This window comes from Streptomyces cavernicola (assembly GCF_029968035.1).
Lineage (GTDB): Bacteria > Actinomycetota > Actinomycetes > Streptomycetales > Streptomycetaceae > Streptomyces > Streptomyces cavernicola.
On the sequence record NZ_JASCIQ010000057.1, the window covers coordinates 30,486 to 47,096 of the forward strand.

Below are 16,611 nucleotides of genomic sequence, written 5' to 3' on the forward strand. Positions count from 1 at the left end.
CCGCCCCCGAACGTGGCCCAAGGAGCCGAGCACGCACACACGTGACAGCTCGACGCGCACATCTTTCAACCACTGCGACCGAAGCCGAGCAGGACCACCCTGTGGGGATCAGAACTCCGTGAGCGGGGCCAGGCGCAGCTGCCGTGTCGCATGAATTTGCTGCGGCCCACGAGCCGGCCACGGCGCGCGGCAAACTCCATCGGGCCCGACCTGAACTGCACGGTCTCCTGCGACCGGTGGCAGCAAGTGGTGCCACCGGTCGCGGTGTGGGCATGAACAACGTGTCGGAGCCGACGGGGAATGCAGCATCAAGGCGTTCAGCTCACAGTCATGCAGTCCTGGACATACGGGCGGGGGACTCGGCTGGATTCAGCCCGCCGTTTCGCGAGTCTGGCCGGCCTCTCCGGTCGGCTGGCTCTCCTCGTAACCGGGGCGGCGCCAGATGCCGGCCTCGACCATCCGATCGATACCTGGGTTCAGGATCTCCTCCGCATAAGCCGCGTGGTTGCCAGGTCGGCGTGAGAGGTACAGGTTGGCCGGGTACAGCGGCTTCTCGTACAGCATCCGAGCAGTCTCGGCGCGCACGTCCTTGAGCCAGTTGGTGGTCTTGGCGTGCGTACGGTGGTGGCGCAGGGCCTCGATGTCGATGACGCCGCTCACGAAGCTGGGGCCGTTGGTGTTGGCCTGCTCCCCGATGACCTGGCCGCGGTAGTTGACGATCATCCCGGTACCGCCGCCCGAGTCGACCGGGAGCCGACTGTCAGGGTGCAAGTAGACGCCGCCGATGTTGGGGGCGACCACGTAGAAGTTGTTCTCCAGCGCGCGTGCCCGGTTGGTCACCTCGAAGGTGCCGTTGGCGGTCATGGGGACCGGGAGGGAGGCCCGGTAGACGACCTCCGCGCCGTTCAGGGCGAGCCCGCGGCCGTTCTCGGGAAAGTTGCCCTCCATCGCCATCATCACGCCGATCCGCCCGATCTCGGTGTCGGCGACAGGCCAGAACGACTGGAGCTCGCGCCCGTACTTCTCGATCCACCAGTCGTAGAGGTCGTGAGGCGAAACGGAACGCTCGACCGGGACAGTGCCGACATCTTGTAGTGCTTCAGCACGATCTCGCCGGCGGGGTTGATGAGGAAGCCGACGTTGAAGAAGAGTTCCGGCCAGTCGGGGTGGCGTGCCTTGGCCTGGCCGAGGATGAACAGGTCCTGCTCGCGGGCGAACCGGGCCAGGATGTCGGTCTCGGGTCCGGGGACGTCGATCGCGGCGGTCTGGGCGTACTCGCGGGCCGGCATGTCGTGGATCTCGTCGGTGAATCCCTGCAGCGCGCCCTCGGGCAGGACCAGCAGCCGCACAGGCACGTCGAGGGACGAGAGCCAGACTGCCCCCTTGGCCAGCTCCAGCAGCAGGTCGATGTTCTTCTTCACGTCGGCGCGGGATTCCGCACCCCAGACGGTCGGGATGAGACCGACAGCTCCGTACGGCTTGATCAACGCGATCACGCTTCTTTCATCTTTTCCTGGGCTCCCGTCGGTCGTAGATGTTCCGAACGGGGCCGTGTGGGGCCGGGGTCTGTTGGAACCTTCCGGCCTGGACATATCCAGTGGCCCCCCCTTTCATCAGCTGTCCAATATGAATGATGGGCCCTGCCATATGCTTAGCCATATGGAACTCAGTCGTCGTCTGCTGGAGCAGTTCGTCACCGTGGCCGAGGAGGGGCATGTCGGCCGAGCTGCCGAGCGGCTCGGGATGCGCCAACCCCCGCTCAGCCAGGCCCTGCAACGACTCGAACGCTCGCTGGGCGCGGCGCTGCTGGTACGGGAGGCACGCGGCGTGCGTCCGACACCGGCAGGTGAAGCATTCGCTGCCGACGCACGCCGGCTGCTGGAGGCGCAGCAAGCGGCCGTCGAGCGGGTACGGCGGATCGCGGACGGCGCCGAGGGTGTGCTGCGGGTCGGCTGCGCGGGCGCGTTCGCCTACTCCTTCCCCGCCGAACTTCTGCGAGTCTCCGCCGCTCGGCTCCCCGGCCTGCGGATCGACCTGTCCCAGGGCACCGACACTCACATCGCGGAACTTGTTCGGGACGGCCGATGCGACCTCGGTTTCGTCCGCGAGCCGGTACCAACTACCCGCGCCCAGCCCGGTCCTGAACAACAGGAGAGTGACGGACTCGTCATCGTCCCGGGATTCTTCACCGAGCACATCGTCGCCGCCCTGCCGGTGGCACACGCACTGGCTGGGGCTACCGAACTGAACCTGGCAGAACTTCGGGGTGATTCCTTCGTGTTGCCCGAGCCACTGTCCATGGCCGGGCTGGCGGCCCGCGCGGCAGCGGCCTGCCGGGAGGCAGGTTTCGAACCGCGTGTGGGCGGTAGCTGCGACGACGTGACCAGTGCGCTCGGCTACGTTGCCACCGGCCTGTACGTCACCCTCGTCCCAGAGGGTGTGCGGCACTTTTCACCGCCAGGGATCGCCTATGTACCCCTGCGTACGCCATCGCCGCAGATGATCTCCTCGATCGCGGCAATCCACCGGCCCGGCGCGGATCGCGCGGTCCAGCGCGTGCTGGACCTCCTCGCCGAGCCGACGCGCCTGTGAACGTGGTGCGCCGACTGTTTTCGCCCCCGACCACTACGCCAACTCACCAGCCGAGTCCCCCGAAAGATCGCGCCAACTGGCCCCGGCCCGTCCTGCGCGGAGGATCCGAGCTGTGCTACCACTCCTGTCGAGCGCTACCGCGTTGCGGCCCGCACCGCCGACTCCCCCGGTCCAGCAGTGGGAACTGCGGGTTCCGGACGGTGGCGACGTGACCGGCGATCTCGTTCACCGGCAAGAAGCAGCGTGGTGCGAGAGGAACGGCTGTGGCTGAGCGCTTGATCGATGTGGTGATCGCGGACGACCAGGAACTGGTACGCGCCGGGTTCGAGATGATCCTGGACGCCCAGCCGGGGATCCGCGTGGTCGGCGTGGCCGGCGACGGTGTCGAGTGCATCGAACTGGCCCGCCGGCTGCGTCCCGACGTGGTCCTGGTCGACGTGCGCATGCCCCGCCTGGACGGCCTGGAAGTGACCCGCACACTGGCAGGGGAGCATGCGGATCCACGGACGAACGTGGTGGTGATCACGACATTCGACCAGGACGACTACGTGCGCGATGCGCTCCGGTTCGGTGCGTGCGGGTTCCTGCTCAAGGACGCCAGTCCGGAGCTGCTGGTGGAGGCCGTACGGGCTGCGTCGCGTGGGGACGCGCTGGTGTCGCCCGCGGTGACAGTCCGATTCCTGGGCCGGTTCATTCGCGGGACAGCAGTGGACGGTGGCCTGGACGCGGTCGACGAAGTGGAACTCAGCGGCCGGGAGGTGGAGATCGTGCGGCTGGTCGCGGTGGGGCGCACCAATCAGGAGATCTGCGAGGAGCTGTTTCTGTCGCTGTCGTCGGTGAAGACGTATCTCGGCCGGATCCAGACCAAGTTGGGGGTGCGCAATCGGGTCGAGGTGGCGGCGTGGGCCTGGGAGCGCGGTGTGGTCGTATCCCGCCCGTGACCGCATCGCGGGTTCGAGGACGCCGGGTCAGCCGACGGGAGGGACGGGATGGCGGGGCAGGCGTGCGGTGACACGCCACTGGCCGCGGCCGGAGGGGCCCGCCCGGAAGGTGCCGTCGAGCGCTTCGATGCGTTCCTGCAGCCCGATGAGGCCGAGGCCGCCGCGTCCCCCGGCCGGGCCGGCCGGGTGCGAGGGCAGGGTGTTGGTGACGGTGACGAGCAACCAGTCGGGAGTGGCGTCCAGGCGGACAGTAGCGTGCTGCCCGGGTGCGTGCCGGTGAACGTTGGTGAGGGCTTCCCGCACGACCCGGTGGACGGACGCCTCGGCCTCGGGGCTGAAGCGGGTGCTGCGGGCGGCGGCGGTGACCTCCAGGCGGACAGGCGGACTGTCGGGGTTGTGGCGGGCGAACTCGGCGGTCAGCTCGCCGAGTTCGGCCAGCAGGTCGCCCGGCAGCAGCGCGTCGTGGTCGTACTCGCGCAGCACCCGGACGAGGCGGCGCATCGATGCGAGCGTCTCGGTTCCGGCCCGGGTGATCGACTCCAGGATCGGCTCGACCTTGTCCGGGGCGGTGGCATGGACGGTGCGCGCCGCGTTCGCCTGCACGATGATGCCGGTCATGTGGTGGGCGACGAGGTCGTGCAGATCCCGGGCGAGTGCGAGCCGCTCCGCCTGACGCACGTCGTGCACGGCGCGTTGCCGGCGGGCCTCCTGCGCGCGCAGGGCGGATCCCAGGGTCACGCAGACGGCGAGCAGCAGGGTCAGGACGTACGCGCCCACCACGAGGGTGTCCTGACTGCGGTCGCGTAGCGGCAGCATCAGGACGGCCGCGACCAGTGGGGCGATGACCCAGGCCGCGGCCTGGGCGGGTTGGACCTGGGCGAGGACCCGGATGATCAGAAGCAGCAAGGCGACGGTCTCAAGGAATCCCCAACCGGCGCCGTCCTGAGGGATGAAGAGGCAGACGCAGCTGAGCGCCACGGAAACGGCGGCCACCAGCACCGCCCTACGGGTGAGGGCGGGCAGCCAGCGATTGTCCGGCAGCGTCAAGGCAGCCAGTGGCCCGGTGATGAAGGCCGGGATCCAACTGGTCACCGCCATGCCCGACGCCGGCGCGCCCGGTCGCAGGAAAAGCACCCCGAAGTCGGCGAACCAGGTCAGGGCCAGCACGACGAGCGCGGCCACAGAGAACAGGCGTCGCATCCCCGGCGAGAACGGAAAGGTCGAGTACACGTGTCTCAGCGTAGGAACCCGGGCCGGTCCGTGGTTGTCGGCCGATCGGCCGACAACCACGTGTCCAAGACCGTGCTCCGGGCGGACACCGCATGCGAGAACAGGGGCCGACGATGGAAGCGCAGCACTGGGCCCGCTCCCCGAAGGTCCAGCGTCTGTGCAACTCCGGCCCCGGCATGTACTCGGAGGCCGGAGTGCGCGCCATGGCCTGTGGGGACGGCGCCCGGCGCGCTGGGCGGGGACCTGGGTTTGAGCGGCCCGAAGGTCCCTGCCCTCGTCACCAGCCCGTGACGCGGACGTCCCCGTCACATTCCTGTCTCACGTACGGAGTCCTGTTTCTCATGGCCACGTTCCTGCACCGGCTCGGCCGCGGCGCCTTCAAGCACCGCTGGCCGGTCCTGCTGCTCTGGGTCGTCCTGCTCGGCGCGGTCGGCGCCGCGGCCGCCAACAGCACTGGTAGCGCCGACTCGACCATCACCCTGCCCGGTACCGAGGCGCAGAAGGCGTACGACCTGCTCGGTGAGAAGTTCCCCGCGGCCAACGCCGAGGGCGCCGGCGCCCGCATCGTCGTCCAGGCACCCGACGGGGAGAAGCTCACGAGCCCCGCCCGCAAGGACGAGGTCACCCGGCTCCTCAAGGACGTGCAGGACTCTTCCTCGAAGATCGCGCAGGTCACCGACCCCTTCCAGGCGAAGACCATCAGCGCCGACCAGTCCACCGGCTACGCCCAGGTCACCTACAAGGCCAAGCCCGGTGACCTGACCGACACCGATCACGACCGCCTGGAGCAGGCCCTCGACGAAGGTCGCGGGCACGGCCTGACCGTGGAGGTGTCCGGGAACGCACTCGCCCCGGCCGAGGCCGGCAAGTCCAGCGAGGCCGTCGGCTTCGCCCTGGCCGCCCTCGTCCTCGTCGTCACCTTCGGCTCCCTGGCCGCGGCCGGCATGCCCCTGCTGACCGCCCTGATCGGCGTCGGCATCACCACCAGCGCGATCACCGCGCTCACGGCGACCTTCGAACTCAACAGCAGCACCTCGGCACTGGCCTCCATGCTCGGCATCGCGGTCGGCATCGACTACGCCCTGTTCATCGTGTCCCGCTACCGCTCCGAGCGCGCCGAAGGCCACGGCGCGCGGGAGGCGGCCGCACGCGCCAACGGCACCGCCGGCTCCGCCGTGGTCTTCGCGGGCCTGACCGTCGTCATCGCCCTGGCCGGCCTCGCCGTCGTCAACCTGCCCCTCCTCACCGCCATGGGCCTGGCCGCCGCCGGCGCGGTCACCATCGCCGTCCTGATCGCCGTCACCCTCGTCCCGGCCCTGCTCGCCTTCGCACCCGAACGCGCCCGCGGACGCGCCGCCCGCAAGCGGCAGCCGACGGACCCGGAGCCTCAACACTCGGGCCGCACACGGCCGTTGGGCGAGCGGTGGGCGGCCTTTGTCCTCCGCCGGCCGCTGAAGGTTCTCCTCGTGTCCGTGCTCGGCCTGGTGGTCGTGGCCCTGCCTGCGGCCGAGCTGCAACTGGGGCTGCCCGACGATGGTTCCCAGCCGGCCTCGACCACGCAGCGCAAGGCTTACGACCTGCTGGCCGACTCCTTCGGCCCCGGATTCAACGGCCCGCTCTCCCTCGTCGTCAGCGACGACGACCCGGCCACGGCGAAGGCCACGGCCGGTGAACTGACCGCACACGTCAAGGACTTGAAGGGCGTCGCCACCGTCGCCCCGGCCGCGTTCAACCCGGTCGGCGACACCGCCCTCATCACCGTCATCCCCACGAGTGCCCCCGTCAGCGACAGCACCGAGGACCTCGTCCACGACATCCGCGACGCCGCCCAGGACGCCCCCGGCGAGGTACTGCTGACCGGCACCACCGCGATGAACATCGACGTCTCCGCCAAGTTCACCAGCGCGATCGTCCCCTACCTGGCTCTCGTCGTCGGCCTCGCCTTCCTCATCCTCATCCTCGTCTTCCGCTCCATCCTGGTGCCGCTCAAGGCCGCTGTCGGCTTTCTGCTCTCGGTTCTCGCCTCGTGCGGTGCACTCGTGGCCGTCTTCCAGTGGGGCTGGCTCAAGGGCCTCTTCGGACTCGAAGTCCCCGGCCCGATCATGAGCCTGATGCCGATCCTCACGGTCGGCATCGTCTTCGGCCTCGCCATGGACTACCAGGTCTTCCTCGTCACCCGCATCCGGGAGGCGTACGTCCACGGGGGCGACCCCCGCGCCGCCATCACCGAGGGCTTCAAGCACAGCGGCCGAGTCGTCACCGTCGCCGCACTGATCATGACCTTCGTCTTCGCCGGCTTCATCGGGGCCGACGAAGCCATGATCAAGGCCCTCGGCTTCGGCCTCGCCGCAGCAGTCCTCCTCGACGCCTTCGTCGTCCGCATGACGATCGTCCCCGCAGTCCTCGCCCTGCTCGGCCGACGCGCCTGGAACCTGCCGCAGTGGATCGACCGGGCCCTCCCGCACGTCGACATCGAAGGCGAGAAACTCTCCCGCCCCTCCCCGCCCCCGAGCGACACAGAGTCCAAGGCCCCCGCCTACAGCAGCCACCCCTGAGCACTGCGCAGCCGCCCGCGCCCATGGAATGGCGCGGGCGTCTCGCGATACTCCTCAACTCACGGACCGCTACCCGAACTTCGGTAACCGTGGGCTCAGTGGACGAGGCGAAGCTTCTCGCCGTGTCGCCCGAAGCTGGTGCGATGCATCGGCGGCCGCAGGATGCAGCCGCCGATGCCTACGTCCGCGCCCTCCTCCCCCGGCGGTGTTCAGAGAGGCCCGTCATGCGCCGGCAACGGCAGAGCATCGCCGCGCCGCAATCCCTCGCTTCCGATGGAAAGCAGGAATTCGACGATCGCTTCGAGGCGGTTCGGGCTCTCGAAGAATTAGCCAGTCGGCAGCATTGGAAGCCGGGGCTCTACGGGGTGGACCCCGCATAAAGCGGCGTCGACACTCCGTCTCTGAGCCGTTCTGAACATTCACCCAGGCGCTGATGACCAAACCAGTGGCCCTGGAAGACGACGATTTCTTCCCCGTTGGGGTGCTCGTACCATTCCTCTGTGTATTAGATGGGCTGGTGATCGTCGCCTATAAGTTGCTTACCGCCTTGCCATTCTGACGTCGTGGCTGGCGTGTATTCGTTCACATCGAAGGGCTCAGCCCCTTCGGGTTTCCCGGCCTCCCGTAGAGCCTTAGCCTTGGTCTCTTCTAGGTCACGGCCTATCTTCTCCTCTGCGCAGGGAGTGAGGCCCAGTGGGTCGACCCACGTGTGCGGATTTGCTACGTAGGCTGACGGATTGGGGCCCGGAGCGAGACCGAGGGGGTCGGGTGTGAGGTAGCGGGCGGTTTCTGGGTCATAGTGGCGGAAGTAGTTGTAGTGGAGGCCAGTCTCGGCGTCGAAGTACTGGCCCGGAAAGCGAAGCGGGGTGTGCGCAGTGGCGCCCCGATTCCAGACGGTGGCGCCCCAGAGAGTGGTGCGGGTGTGCCAGGCGATCTCGCCGTCCTCGCCCACGAGTTCGGTGGGCGCGCCGACGAGATCTGTGACGATCGCGTAGAACCGCTCGTCGATCTCGTCCTGGCCCTTACCGCTGGTGATTTTGCGTTCGGTCTGAGTGTTTGGCTTCCAACCCCGGTGGCCCCAGGTGAGCGTGAGGTGCTCCAGACTGCCGGGAGTGTGCGAGGTCTGTTCGCACAAGGCCGTGCCGGCCCATATGAAGTCGACTTGTTCGACGACTGTCTGCCCGTCTGTGGCGAGCCGCTGCCTGGCAATACGCCGCCCGAGGGGGGCCGTTCGCTTCCCGACCTCCTGGCATGCTCGCGGGCCAGGTCGGTCGCCTCTGTCTGGTTGCCCGCCTCGTCGTAGGTGTACGTCTCCGTCTATCCTGCTCTGCCCGGACCTGCGTGACGCGGCCTGCCGTGTCGAGGTCGTAGCGGCGGGTGCCGTTCAACTGGTCCTCGACGCCGAGGAGATGCCCGTCGGCCCGGTAGGTGTATGCACGTTGCTGGATCGTTTGAGCGGTCGGGCCAAGGAGTTCTAGGCCGGCCAGACGTCCCACTACGTCGTAGCCCTGCGTCATGGTGAGTTCGCTGCCGATATGGCGGAGCACCTCACGTCCGGCTGCGTCGTGCTCGAAGGTCAGGGTGCGGCCGTTGGTGACCAGATCGGCACGGTTGCCGGCTGCGTCGTAAGTCCAGGCACTGTGCACGCCCGAGGGCATTACGCGTCCTGCGCGTCGGCCCAAGGCGTCATTGGTAAAGGCGAGGGTTCGATCGTTGACCGTCTCGGATGTCAGGTGTCCCGCCGCATCGCGCTCCAGGACGAGGACGGCGTCCGGGTTGGCGGCTCGCGCCAGATTCCCCATCCGGTCATAGGTGTAGGTCGTTACGTGACCCGCTGCGTCCTTTCGGATCGTGCGACCCAGTACGTCCCGCTCAAATCGGATCGATTCACCGGCAGCAGTAGTGCGGGCCGCCAGCCAGCCAGCTGCGTCGAACGTGTAGGTCAGAGTCCGGTCGTCGTAGTCGGTTTCCGAGACGATGCGTCCGGCAGCGTCGTACTCGTAACTCCAGCTCAGGCCATGTGGGTTGATGACCTTGGAGAGTCGAAACTCGGCGTCGTGCTCGAAGGTGTAGCGGGCACCGTCCGGGCCTGTGCGGGCCCACAGCAGGTCAAAGTGGGTGTACTCAAAGGTCGACACGGCGCCCACGGCTTCCGTGTGCCGCAGACAGTTTCCTTCGCCGTCATAAGTCCAGGACTCCGTGCTTCCGTCCGCGAGAGTACGGCGCGTCAGCTTGCCCTCCGCTGACCACTCAAGGCTGGTCGCCCGGCCCACCCCAGACGGCCTTGTTGCGGATGTCGACCTCGATACGCTCGTCGAGCCTGGAGGCCCAAGAGCCCCCAAACCATGTACCGAATGTGTAGTCCGACAGGTGAGTACGCCGAAGCACGGCCGATGGCCTGTGGCCATCAGCCGTGCGGGCAGGATTCGGCGTTCCGCTCCCCAGTACGACTAGAGCCCCGCACCCGTCTACCGCCCTGGAGCGAGCGCCGAACTGGCAGCGGAGGCGAGCCGTGTGGCGACGGAGCGCGGCCCGGAGCCTGCGCTGAGCCGCAGCCCGTATTCGGTCCCGCTTCGGACGAGGGAGACAGCCGGCACCGATATGCCGAACGTGCCCTGATAGCCGATGCGCAGGCCGCGCTCGCCTGCCTCTCGCACCACCTCGGGCACCTTCCGCGCGGCCCAACCGGACGTACGTGCGTGATCGCCGAGCAGTACGTAGGCGGCACCCGGACGGTAGCGGACCTCAACCGCCGCAGAGCGCAGTGCGCGGGCCAGGATGGACTGGTTCCGTTGGTAACGGACCAGGCGGGAGCGCAGAGAGCCGGCGCTGTCGACGTCCATCCAGGCCGCGTCCTCGAGCCTGGCGGGCACCGCACGCTGCACCGCTCTGGCCTCGAGAAGGTCGTCGACGGTCCTGCGATCCGTACGGGCGAGGAGAACGCCACCGGCCTGGCGCTGGCTGCCTCCGGCGGCCCATTTGGTCATCGAGCACGCGATGAAGACGTGCCTGGGCAAGGGGCCCGTGAGCACGTCCTGCAGAGGGTTCTGGGAGACGTCCACGATGACCGCGACCTCTCGGTTCAGGGCGGACCAGAACCGTTGAGGGTCGATCACCCGCTGCGCAGGCGTGTTGGAGACGGGCTCGAACAGCACAGCCCCTACGTCAGGGGCGTCGGCGTGCGCGGCCAGCTCCTCAGCCGTCTCGGCCGTGACGATGCGGCACACATCGGAGCCGCACTGTCTGAGGAGGCTGAGGGTCTCCACCCATGCGTCGGCGGACGCCACGAGTTTCTGGCCGGCTGCCCGCAGCCGCTCCAGCAACAGCAGGATCGGCACCCTGAGCGCTGCCATACCGCTGGACATCGCAAAGGCGGTGGCGCCGCCGGAACCGAGGACCGCAGCCGGTTGCTCGACCAGCGCTTCCAGGGCGCCGTCGAAGGCGAAGTGCCCTGTCTGTACGGGGCGTTCACCGTAGTCGGGCTCCACCGTGCCGCACGGCGTGTAGACCCCGTCTCCTGGGTGGTAATGCCGCTGTTCGGGATGGCGCAGCGCGGTGCCTCCAACGGGCGGTGCGATCCGGGCCCCGCCGTACACCAGGTTCAGGCACTGTCCGGTCACGGTGGCCTCGGCATCGTCCACCTCGGCGATACTCCAAGGCTCCGAGGCAGTCGCTGCCGCCGCGCCCACCGCCGCGATCTGCCCCTGAACCCACGCGATCGCTGCCGGATCGGCATGGCGCCGCACGAGGCGGCTCAGCCGACCCAGCCGCGTACGCAGCTCCCACCGCCACTCAGCCAAGTCAGACGCATCCACACCGCAGATCATCCCTGCACTGAGATCGGAAACACCGTAGAAGCTCCCTGCGTCCCGCAAACCTGCCTCAAGGACGTGGGCGAGTTCGGCGAGGTTCGACGGCCCGGGAGGCGATGCCGGTGTTTCTCAGTCGCCATCGCGCAGCCCGCGCGCTTCGTTCCTGGCGTCTCGCTCGCGTTCCGCCCGTAGGCTCTCGCGACGCGACTGTGCGCCCCCTTGCGCTCCTTCTGAGCTCCTTCTGAGCTCCTTCTGAGCTCCCTTACGCCCTCTCGCCTCCTCACCTCCCTTTGACGCCAACTCGCCACTGCCGCAACGGAGTTACTGCATCCGCAGGCCCGTGCCGGACACTTGCGATGACATCACGCTATGTGGTTAATGGTCTTCCCTCAGCACAGCCCATCACCCAGGGGCCGTCAGTGGAGTGGCGCCCTCCCTTCGAGGAGAAGGCTTCACCTACTGACACAGATCCGATGAGGCGTCAGCTCGGAGTGCGGTTCAGCAGGTCAACTCAGCCCGATTCAGGGGCAGTTGATGAAGAGAGAAGGCATCACTGTGACGGACAGCACCACCACCAATGAACCCTCGCCCGAAGCGGAGCCGCCACCGGTCAGCCGCTTGACTCGTATCCGCAACTCGGTGGGGAGGCACAGCAAGAGCGCCATGGTCGTCGGCATCACCACGGCGGTATTGAGCCTCGCAGGCACCTACGTCCTGGAGAACTTCGAAAAGTGGACGGAGTCGCCTCCGCCCCCGTGCCCCGGTCCTGGTTGCGACAACAAGAGCGCCAACAGCACTCCCAAGAATGAGCCGTGCGGGGCCACCAAGGTGCACACCTTCCGTGCTCCGGACCCCAATCCGGTCGAGCTCGAGATCCGTTACAGCCCACGTTGCCAGGCGGCCTGGGGCCGCATCCTGAACGGAGAACCGGGCGACGGCGTGAAGATCGACTCAAACCGAGGTGGCGCGCAGCAGGCCACCATCAGCGTCAACAAGGACATCTACACGGACATGGTCTTCGTCGGGAAGGATGCGTTCCGGCTCACGGTGTGCGCTACCCCAGACTCCAGCCCTGATGAGGGCAAACCCTGGAGCGAGTACTGCGCGAACGCGACCGAGAAGACCTTCGCTACGTAGACGATCCGGCGCGGCCGCGCTTCGAACCGCCGGCGACTGCGAGCCCGGCAGGACGGGCGAAGGCCCGGACCGCTCAACGGTCCGGGCCTTCGCCGTTCATCTCAACGAGGGCTGAGGACTGACGACTGAGGTTCTCAGCTTCGCTGCGGAAACGCTCAGGAGAGCGTGTCCTTCAGCTTCACGTAACCGCGCTGGACAACCCACTGCTGGTTGGTGTTGAGGTTGCCGCAGGTGTAGATGAAGACGTTGTCGCCGTTGTTGCGGGTGCCGCCGGCGTCCAGGCACATCTCACTGCCCGTGCCGATCGTGTCCTTCACCACGATCTGCCCCTCGCGGGTGACCCACTGCTGGTTGTTGGAAGCCGCGCATCCGCGGATGCGGACGTTCTGGCCGTTGGTGCGACCGCCCGCGACGCTCAGGCACATCTCGCTGCCGGTGCCGATCGTGTCCTCGACCTTGATCTGACCGTCCACGATCACGAACCGCTGGTTGGTGTGGTCGAGGCAGTCGTAGATCCGTGCGTTGTCGTCGAAGTCGCGGGTGTCACCGATGTCCAGGCACATCCCCTCGGTGGCCGGGAAGGCCGCCGAGTCCCACTTGAGGTTCTGGGCGAAGGTGTTGGTGTTGTCGTGCCACAGGTAAGCCGGCGCGCGGTTGCCACCCGTGTCGCCAGGCGCGTGCTCGATGACGTAGCCGGTGGCCACGTTCTTGATCAGCCTGGTCTCCGGGTCGTACGTCCACTTCAGGTTGCTGGCCGTGTTGTTCGGGTCGTGCCACAACGTGACGTCGACCCGTTGACCGCTGGAGCCCGGGGCGATCTCCAGGACGTAACTGGTCTGCAGGTTCTCGATCGTGTCAGCCGGCCCGGGTACGGCGACGGCAGCCGGGGCCTGAAACACGGTGAGGGCCACCAGAGCAGTCGTCAGGAGAGCGACGACGCGCGTGGTGAGGTCCTTCAGGAGCATGGCGTTTGCTTCCTGTTTCGGTTCTGCATGAGTAAGACGTTCGTGATCACGAGAGAGATCCGCTGCGGAGACGACCAGCGGAAACGATCAAGCAATCAGTACGTGTCTGCCAGTTGCTCCGCTTGGAGTCAGGGCCGCCCCATCCGCCATGGACGACCGGCCAAGAGGCGTGCTCCGTAACGGTCGTTGACGCCCCGAACGACGGCAACTCGGTGCACCTCGGTGCACCGGGTCGGCGTGGCCCTGGACGGTGTCGGCGCGGTCGTCGGCGGCGTCCGCGCCTCCGCGCCTCCGCGCCTCCGCGCCGGAGTTAGTCTCCGTGGAATCTGCCTGGAGCGGCCCCGGCGGGCCGCCTCATCTCCCTTGGAGGGTCCATGTCGGACGACTTGCTCACCACCAAGATCAGTCGCGGCTTCGACCAGCTCGACGCCGACGGCGACGGGCGCCTGACGGAACACGACCACATTCTCGCGGGCCGGGCCGTCGCCAAGTCCCTTGGCCATGAAGCGGGTTCGCCCCAGGAGGCCCGCATCATCGACGCCTATCTGACGATCTGGCGCGACCTCCACGCGCCGCAGCTGCCGGCCGGAGCCGACGCCATCACCAAGGAGCAGTTCCTCGCCTCCACCGGCTCACTCGCCGACCAGCCCGACATCGCCAGGGCGGTTCTCGGCGGTCTCGCCGGGGCGTTCCTGGCGATCGCCGACACCGGCGGCGACGGGCACATCGACCCCGACGAGTTCTTCGCCTTCCAACGCGGCCACTTCCCCGCCCTCACACGCACCACCGCAGACGAGGCGTTCCGCCACCTCGACCGCGACAGCGACGGAAAGCTGTCCGCCGAGGAAGTCACCACCGCGATCGTCGAGTACTGGACCAGCACGGACCCGGCCGCACCCGGCAACTGGTGGACCGGCGACCCCGACCTGGGCGCGCCTTGAACCGACCATGACGGGACACGCGTGTCCAGGTGAGGGCGGCTCACAAGCCCGGCAGGCCACCTGACGGACCCGCCGATGAGTTCGACGGAGCCCCGCCTCGGCGGCGTCGGCCGCAGCCACTGAAGGCTGTGACGATCCGTCGTATGGACAGGCGCCGGCAGGTCTTCGACCATGACGTGCATGCCCACGTGGACCATCGAGGCGGAACCCGTCACCGGCCCGGAGATCGGCGACGTGATGTGGCAGTACTTCACCGAGATCGCCCAGCGCGTGATGGGGCGTCCGGCTGCCGAGGCCGAACTGCGGCGAGCACTGGCGCGGGACCCGCACGACGACCTCGCTCCGCCGAGCGGCGTGTTCCTCGTAGCGCGCGGCCAGGACGGTGACCTCCTTGGCTGTGCCGGCGTACGGCTGCTGCCCCGCGCCCCGGCGACGGCGGAGCTCAAGCGCATGTTCGTACGGCCCGCCGGACGCGGTACGGGGCTCGGGCGGGGCTTGCTCGTGGCCGCGGAGACCGCGGCGCAGGGCTTGGGAGCCACCCGCATGGTGTGCGAGACGAACACCCAACTCACCGAGGCCCGAGCCCTGTACGAGGCGCACGCCTACGAGGAGATCCCGCCCTACGAGGGCCTTGGCAGAGCCGACCACTGGTTCGCCAAAGCCCTCGTTCGCGGCAACGCGGACAAGTAGCTGCCGGTAAGGACAGCGCGGCAGGACGGAGCGACTGGGCGTTCGTCCGCATCCGAAGCCGAACTACTCGACGTCCTCCGTGTGTTGGCCCAGGAACCTGCCCTCCCCCCCAGAGCGCGGGCGGCCCGCTTGCGGCACAGGCGGGGGGCAGTCGCGTCCCGCCGGGTGACGAGCCCGCACCTGGCGCATGCATGCGGCCGCCCGTCAACCAGTGGCGTGAGTGGGGCGGAAGATTCGGTTCAGATGCTGGTCCAGGACCGCGGTCGCGGACTCCGGACTGCGCTGGCCGACGAGGCGCCGAGCAGACGTGCCTCAGGCGGGGCTTCTCATCCACGCGGTGAGCCTGGCCCACCTGCCTTCCTTCGACCCGTTCGGTTTCCCTGCACGGACCGGCTTGCGCTGCGCCGGCTCACACGTGCATCGCTGTGGTGTCGGCACGTCGGCGAGCACGTGCTCCACGTGTCCTCCGCAGCCCTCGTAGGTCGCCTTTCGGCATGACTGACAGACAGCGCGTCGGCACATGGGGCCCCTTCGTTCAGCAGCGCACCCATGTTAACGACCAGTAATAACAACGTTTTCGTCACAAGCGAATTCACCGTTCCGCCCACCTGTAACCCCTCACGTACACGACCTCCACGAAACAGACACTTCTTTCAGCCGGAGCGGCGGCCAAATGGGCGCGTGACGCCCGGTATTGCGCGCTATGCCGTGCTTAGCGATGTCACGTGGTCAGGGCCGCCGCTTGAATTGCTTGCGATACCGAACAGTGGTTCCATCACGCCCGGTCGAAGCAGGAAGGCGCTGCTTCGGACATGTGACAGGCCATCACCGCACCGTCGACAGCGTCGACTTGGGCGCGGCAAGGCAAGAGAGAACGGCGACCGGCACGCATGAAACGGGGGTGTGCGACGGTCAGAAGGGAGCAACGTGAGTTGCTCACATGCCGCGGCATGCCCCCTTTTCCCCTTGCTCAGGGCGAGTTTGCAAGGGTGGCGCGATTACTACTGCGACAGCGAGGATCAGTGGCTCGGCTGTGCGCGCTACAAGGTGTCACTCACCGGCGAGCGTGTGCCGATCAGCCTGCTGCCCAGCGGAGCCCGCGCGCGATACCTGGAACACACAGCGCCCGGCGCGGACCGGCTCCACACCTCCGGCCCTGAGCAAGAGACCCGGCAGGCCCCTCCTGCGGCCGCGGCAGCGGATTCTGCGCGGTTCGAGCCGGCAGCTCCCCCGGCGGCGTCGGCGTCGCAGCACAGGCCCTCGCCGTCCGCACAGGCTGCCCGGCCCGGGGGCCGTACGTCCGGACGCACGGGACAGAACCCCAGGCCGAAGCGCGGCATGTGGGCTCGATTCACCCACTGGATGGGAGGCCCCGCATGAGCGGCTACTGGCCCTGGTGGGCCGGCGCTGCCGGGCTCGCCCTGATCACCGTCTACCACGCACTCAGCACCGACCGTTCCTTCGGAGTGTCGTCCGCGTGGGATCGCGTACTGCACTGGCGCAGGGAGCGCCAACTGGAGCGAATGGACGCGGAGTTCACCGACGAGAACGCTCTCGCCGAGGCGCTCGCGGCAGCGACGGCGGAGCACTTCGGCACCGCCTCCGACTCCGGCACCGACACCGGCACCGACTCCGGCTCCGGCTCCGCGGCGCCCACCGCGCCCCCGGTCCCGTACGAGGCTTCGCGGGTGGACCAGGCGGGCGTCAAGTCGACGGTGGGTGAGGGCGCTTCGGTGACGAGCCAGACC

General features: G+C 68.1%; 12 protein-coding genes and 2 pseudogenes. 8 read left to right on the forward strand and 6 right to left on the reverse strand.

The genetic code is table 11. From position 1 onward, the window contains the following. Positions 1–369 precede the first annotated feature (369 nt). The gene (locus tag QIS96_RS35055; RefSeq protein ID WP_282546895.1) at positions 370–957 is read right to left on the reverse strand and encodes a nitrilase-related carbon-nitrogen hydrolase; all 588 of its coding nucleotides are present in this window, start codon (positions 955–957) and stop codon (positions 370–372) included. After that, on the reverse strand, positions 957–1,496 hold the full coding sequence (locus QIS96_RS35060; protein ID WP_282546896.1) for a nitrilase-related carbon-nitrogen hydrolase: 540 nt from the start codon (positions 1,494–1,496) through the stop codon (positions 957–959). The genes QIS96_RS35055 and QIS96_RS35060 overlap by 1 nt, the downstream gene beginning before the upstream one ends. Before the next feature lie 163 nt (positions 1,497–1,659). On the opposite strand from QIS96_RS35060, the gene QIS96_RS35065 reads away from it, so the two are divergent. Then, positions 1,660–2,592: a LysR family transcriptional regulator gene (locus QIS96_RS35065; protein WP_282546897.1), complete on the forward strand. Its 933-nt coding sequence runs from the start codon at positions 1,660–1,662 to the stop codon at positions 2,590–2,592. Between the two features lie 329 nt (positions 2,593–2,921). Beyond that, a complete protein-coding gene (locus QIS96_RS35070; protein WP_408907308.1) occupies positions 2,922–3,533 on the forward strand; it encodes a response regulator in 612 nt (203 codons plus the stop codon). Positions 3,534–3,560: 27 nt separating this feature from the next. On the opposite strand, the gene QIS96_RS35075 is transcribed toward QIS96_RS35070, so the two are convergent. Next, complete coding sequence (locus tag QIS96_RS35075) at positions 3,561–4,763, reverse strand: sensor histidine kinase (protein WP_282546899.1); 1,203 nt, start codon at positions 4,761–4,763, stop codon at positions 3,561–3,563. A gap of 341 nt (positions 4,764–5,104) precedes the next feature. Between QIS96_RS35075 and QIS96_RS35080 the strand changes: the two genes are divergently transcribed. Together QIS96_RS35080 and QIS96_RS35085 are read left to right on the forward strand one after the other, a co-directional pair. Continuing rightward, positions 5,105–7,318 carry an MMPL family transporter gene (locus QIS96_RS35080; RefSeq protein ID WP_282546900.1) on the forward strand — a complete coding sequence of 738 codons (2,214 nt, stop codon included), beginning with the start codon at positions 5,105–5,107 and terminating at the stop codon, positions 7,316–7,318. A gap of 98 nt (positions 7,319–7,416) precedes the next feature. After that, positions 7,417–7,698, forward strand: coding sequence for a hypothetical protein (locus QIS96_RS35085; RefSeq protein ID WP_282546901.1), 282 nt, complete (start codon positions 7,417–7,419; stop codon positions 7,696–7,698). Positions 7,699–7,979: 281 nt separating this feature from the next. Here QIS96_RS35085 and QIS96_RS35095 read toward each other — a convergent pair. Beyond that, a pseudogene (locus QIS96_RS35095) lies at positions 7,980–9,606 on the reverse strand (RHS repeat-associated core domain-containing protein); the annotation flags it as partial. A gap of 180 nt (positions 9,607–9,786) precedes the next feature. Further along, positions 9,787–11,133: a PLP-dependent transferase gene (locus QIS96_RS35105; RefSeq protein WP_282546903.1), complete on the reverse strand. Its 1,347-nt coding sequence runs from the start codon at positions 11,131–11,133 to the stop codon at positions 9,787–9,789. Positions 11,134–11,685: 552 nt separating this feature from the next. Here QIS96_RS35105 and QIS96_RS35110 point away from each other — a divergent pair. Continuing rightward, entirely contained in the window at positions 11,686–12,267 is a 582-nt protein-coding gene (locus QIS96_RS35110) for a DUF2690 domain-containing protein (RefSeq protein ID WP_282546904.1), read from the forward strand. A 155-nt stretch (positions 12,268–12,422) separates the two neighbouring features. Here the strand turns inward: QIS96_RS35110 and QIS96_RS35115 are convergent, their stop codons facing one another. Beyond that, positions 12,423–13,232 (reverse strand): RICIN domain-containing protein, encoded by an 810-nt coding sequence (locus QIS96_RS35115; protein ID WP_282546905.1) that lies wholly within the window; start codon positions 13,230–13,232, stop codon positions 12,423–12,425. A 374-nt stretch (positions 13,233–13,606) separates the two neighbouring features. Between QIS96_RS35115 and QIS96_RS35120 the strand changes: the two genes are divergently transcribed. The 3 genes and pseudogenes from QIS96_RS35120 to QIS96_RS35130 form a co-directional block, all read left to right on the forward strand. Beyond that, complete coding sequence (locus QIS96_RS35120; protein WP_282546906.1) at positions 13,607–14,173, forward strand: EF-hand domain-containing protein; 567 nt, start codon at positions 13,607–13,609, stop codon at positions 14,171–14,173. A 180-nt stretch (positions 14,174–14,353) separates the two neighbouring features. Continuing rightward, positions 14,354–14,863: a GNAT family N-acetyltransferase gene (locus QIS96_RS35125; RefSeq protein WP_282546907.1), complete on the forward strand. Its 510-nt coding sequence runs from the start codon at positions 14,354–14,356 to the stop codon at positions 14,861–14,863. Between the two features lie 1,376 nt (positions 14,864–16,239). Beyond that, positions 16,240–16,611: pseudogene (locus tag QIS96_RS35130) on the forward strand (transporter); the annotation flags it as partial.

Bases quoted from the DNA above. Each gene is read 5' to 3' on its own strand.
- QIS96_RS35055 (WP_282546895.1), bottom strand. From the start codon at position 957: ATGATGGCGATGGAGGGCAACTTTCCCGAGAACGGCCGCGGGCTCGCC.
- QIS96_RS35065 (WP_282546897.1), top strand. From the start codon at position 1,660: ATGGAACTCAGTCGTCGTCTGCTGGAGCAGTTCGTCACCGTGGCCGAG.
- QIS96_RS35070 (WP_408907308.1), top strand. From the start codon at position 2,922: ATGATCCTGGACGCCCAGCCGGGGATCCGCGTGGTCGGCGTGGCCGGC.
- QIS96_RS35080 (WP_282546900.1), top strand. From the start codon at position 5,105: ATGGCCACGTTCCTGCACCGGCTCGGCCGCGGCGCCTTCAAGCACCGC.
- QIS96_RS35115 (WP_282546905.1), bottom strand. From the start codon at position 13,232: ATGCTCCTGAAGGACCTCACCACGCGCGTCGTCGCTCTCCTGACGACT.
- QIS96_RS35120 (WP_282546906.1), top strand. From the start codon at position 13,607: ATGTCGGACGACTTGCTCACCACCAAGATCAGTCGCGGCTTCGACCAG.
- QIS96_RS35125 (WP_282546907.1), top strand. From the start codon at position 14,354: ATGCCCACGTGGACCATCGAGGCGGAACCCGTCACCGGCCCGGAGATC.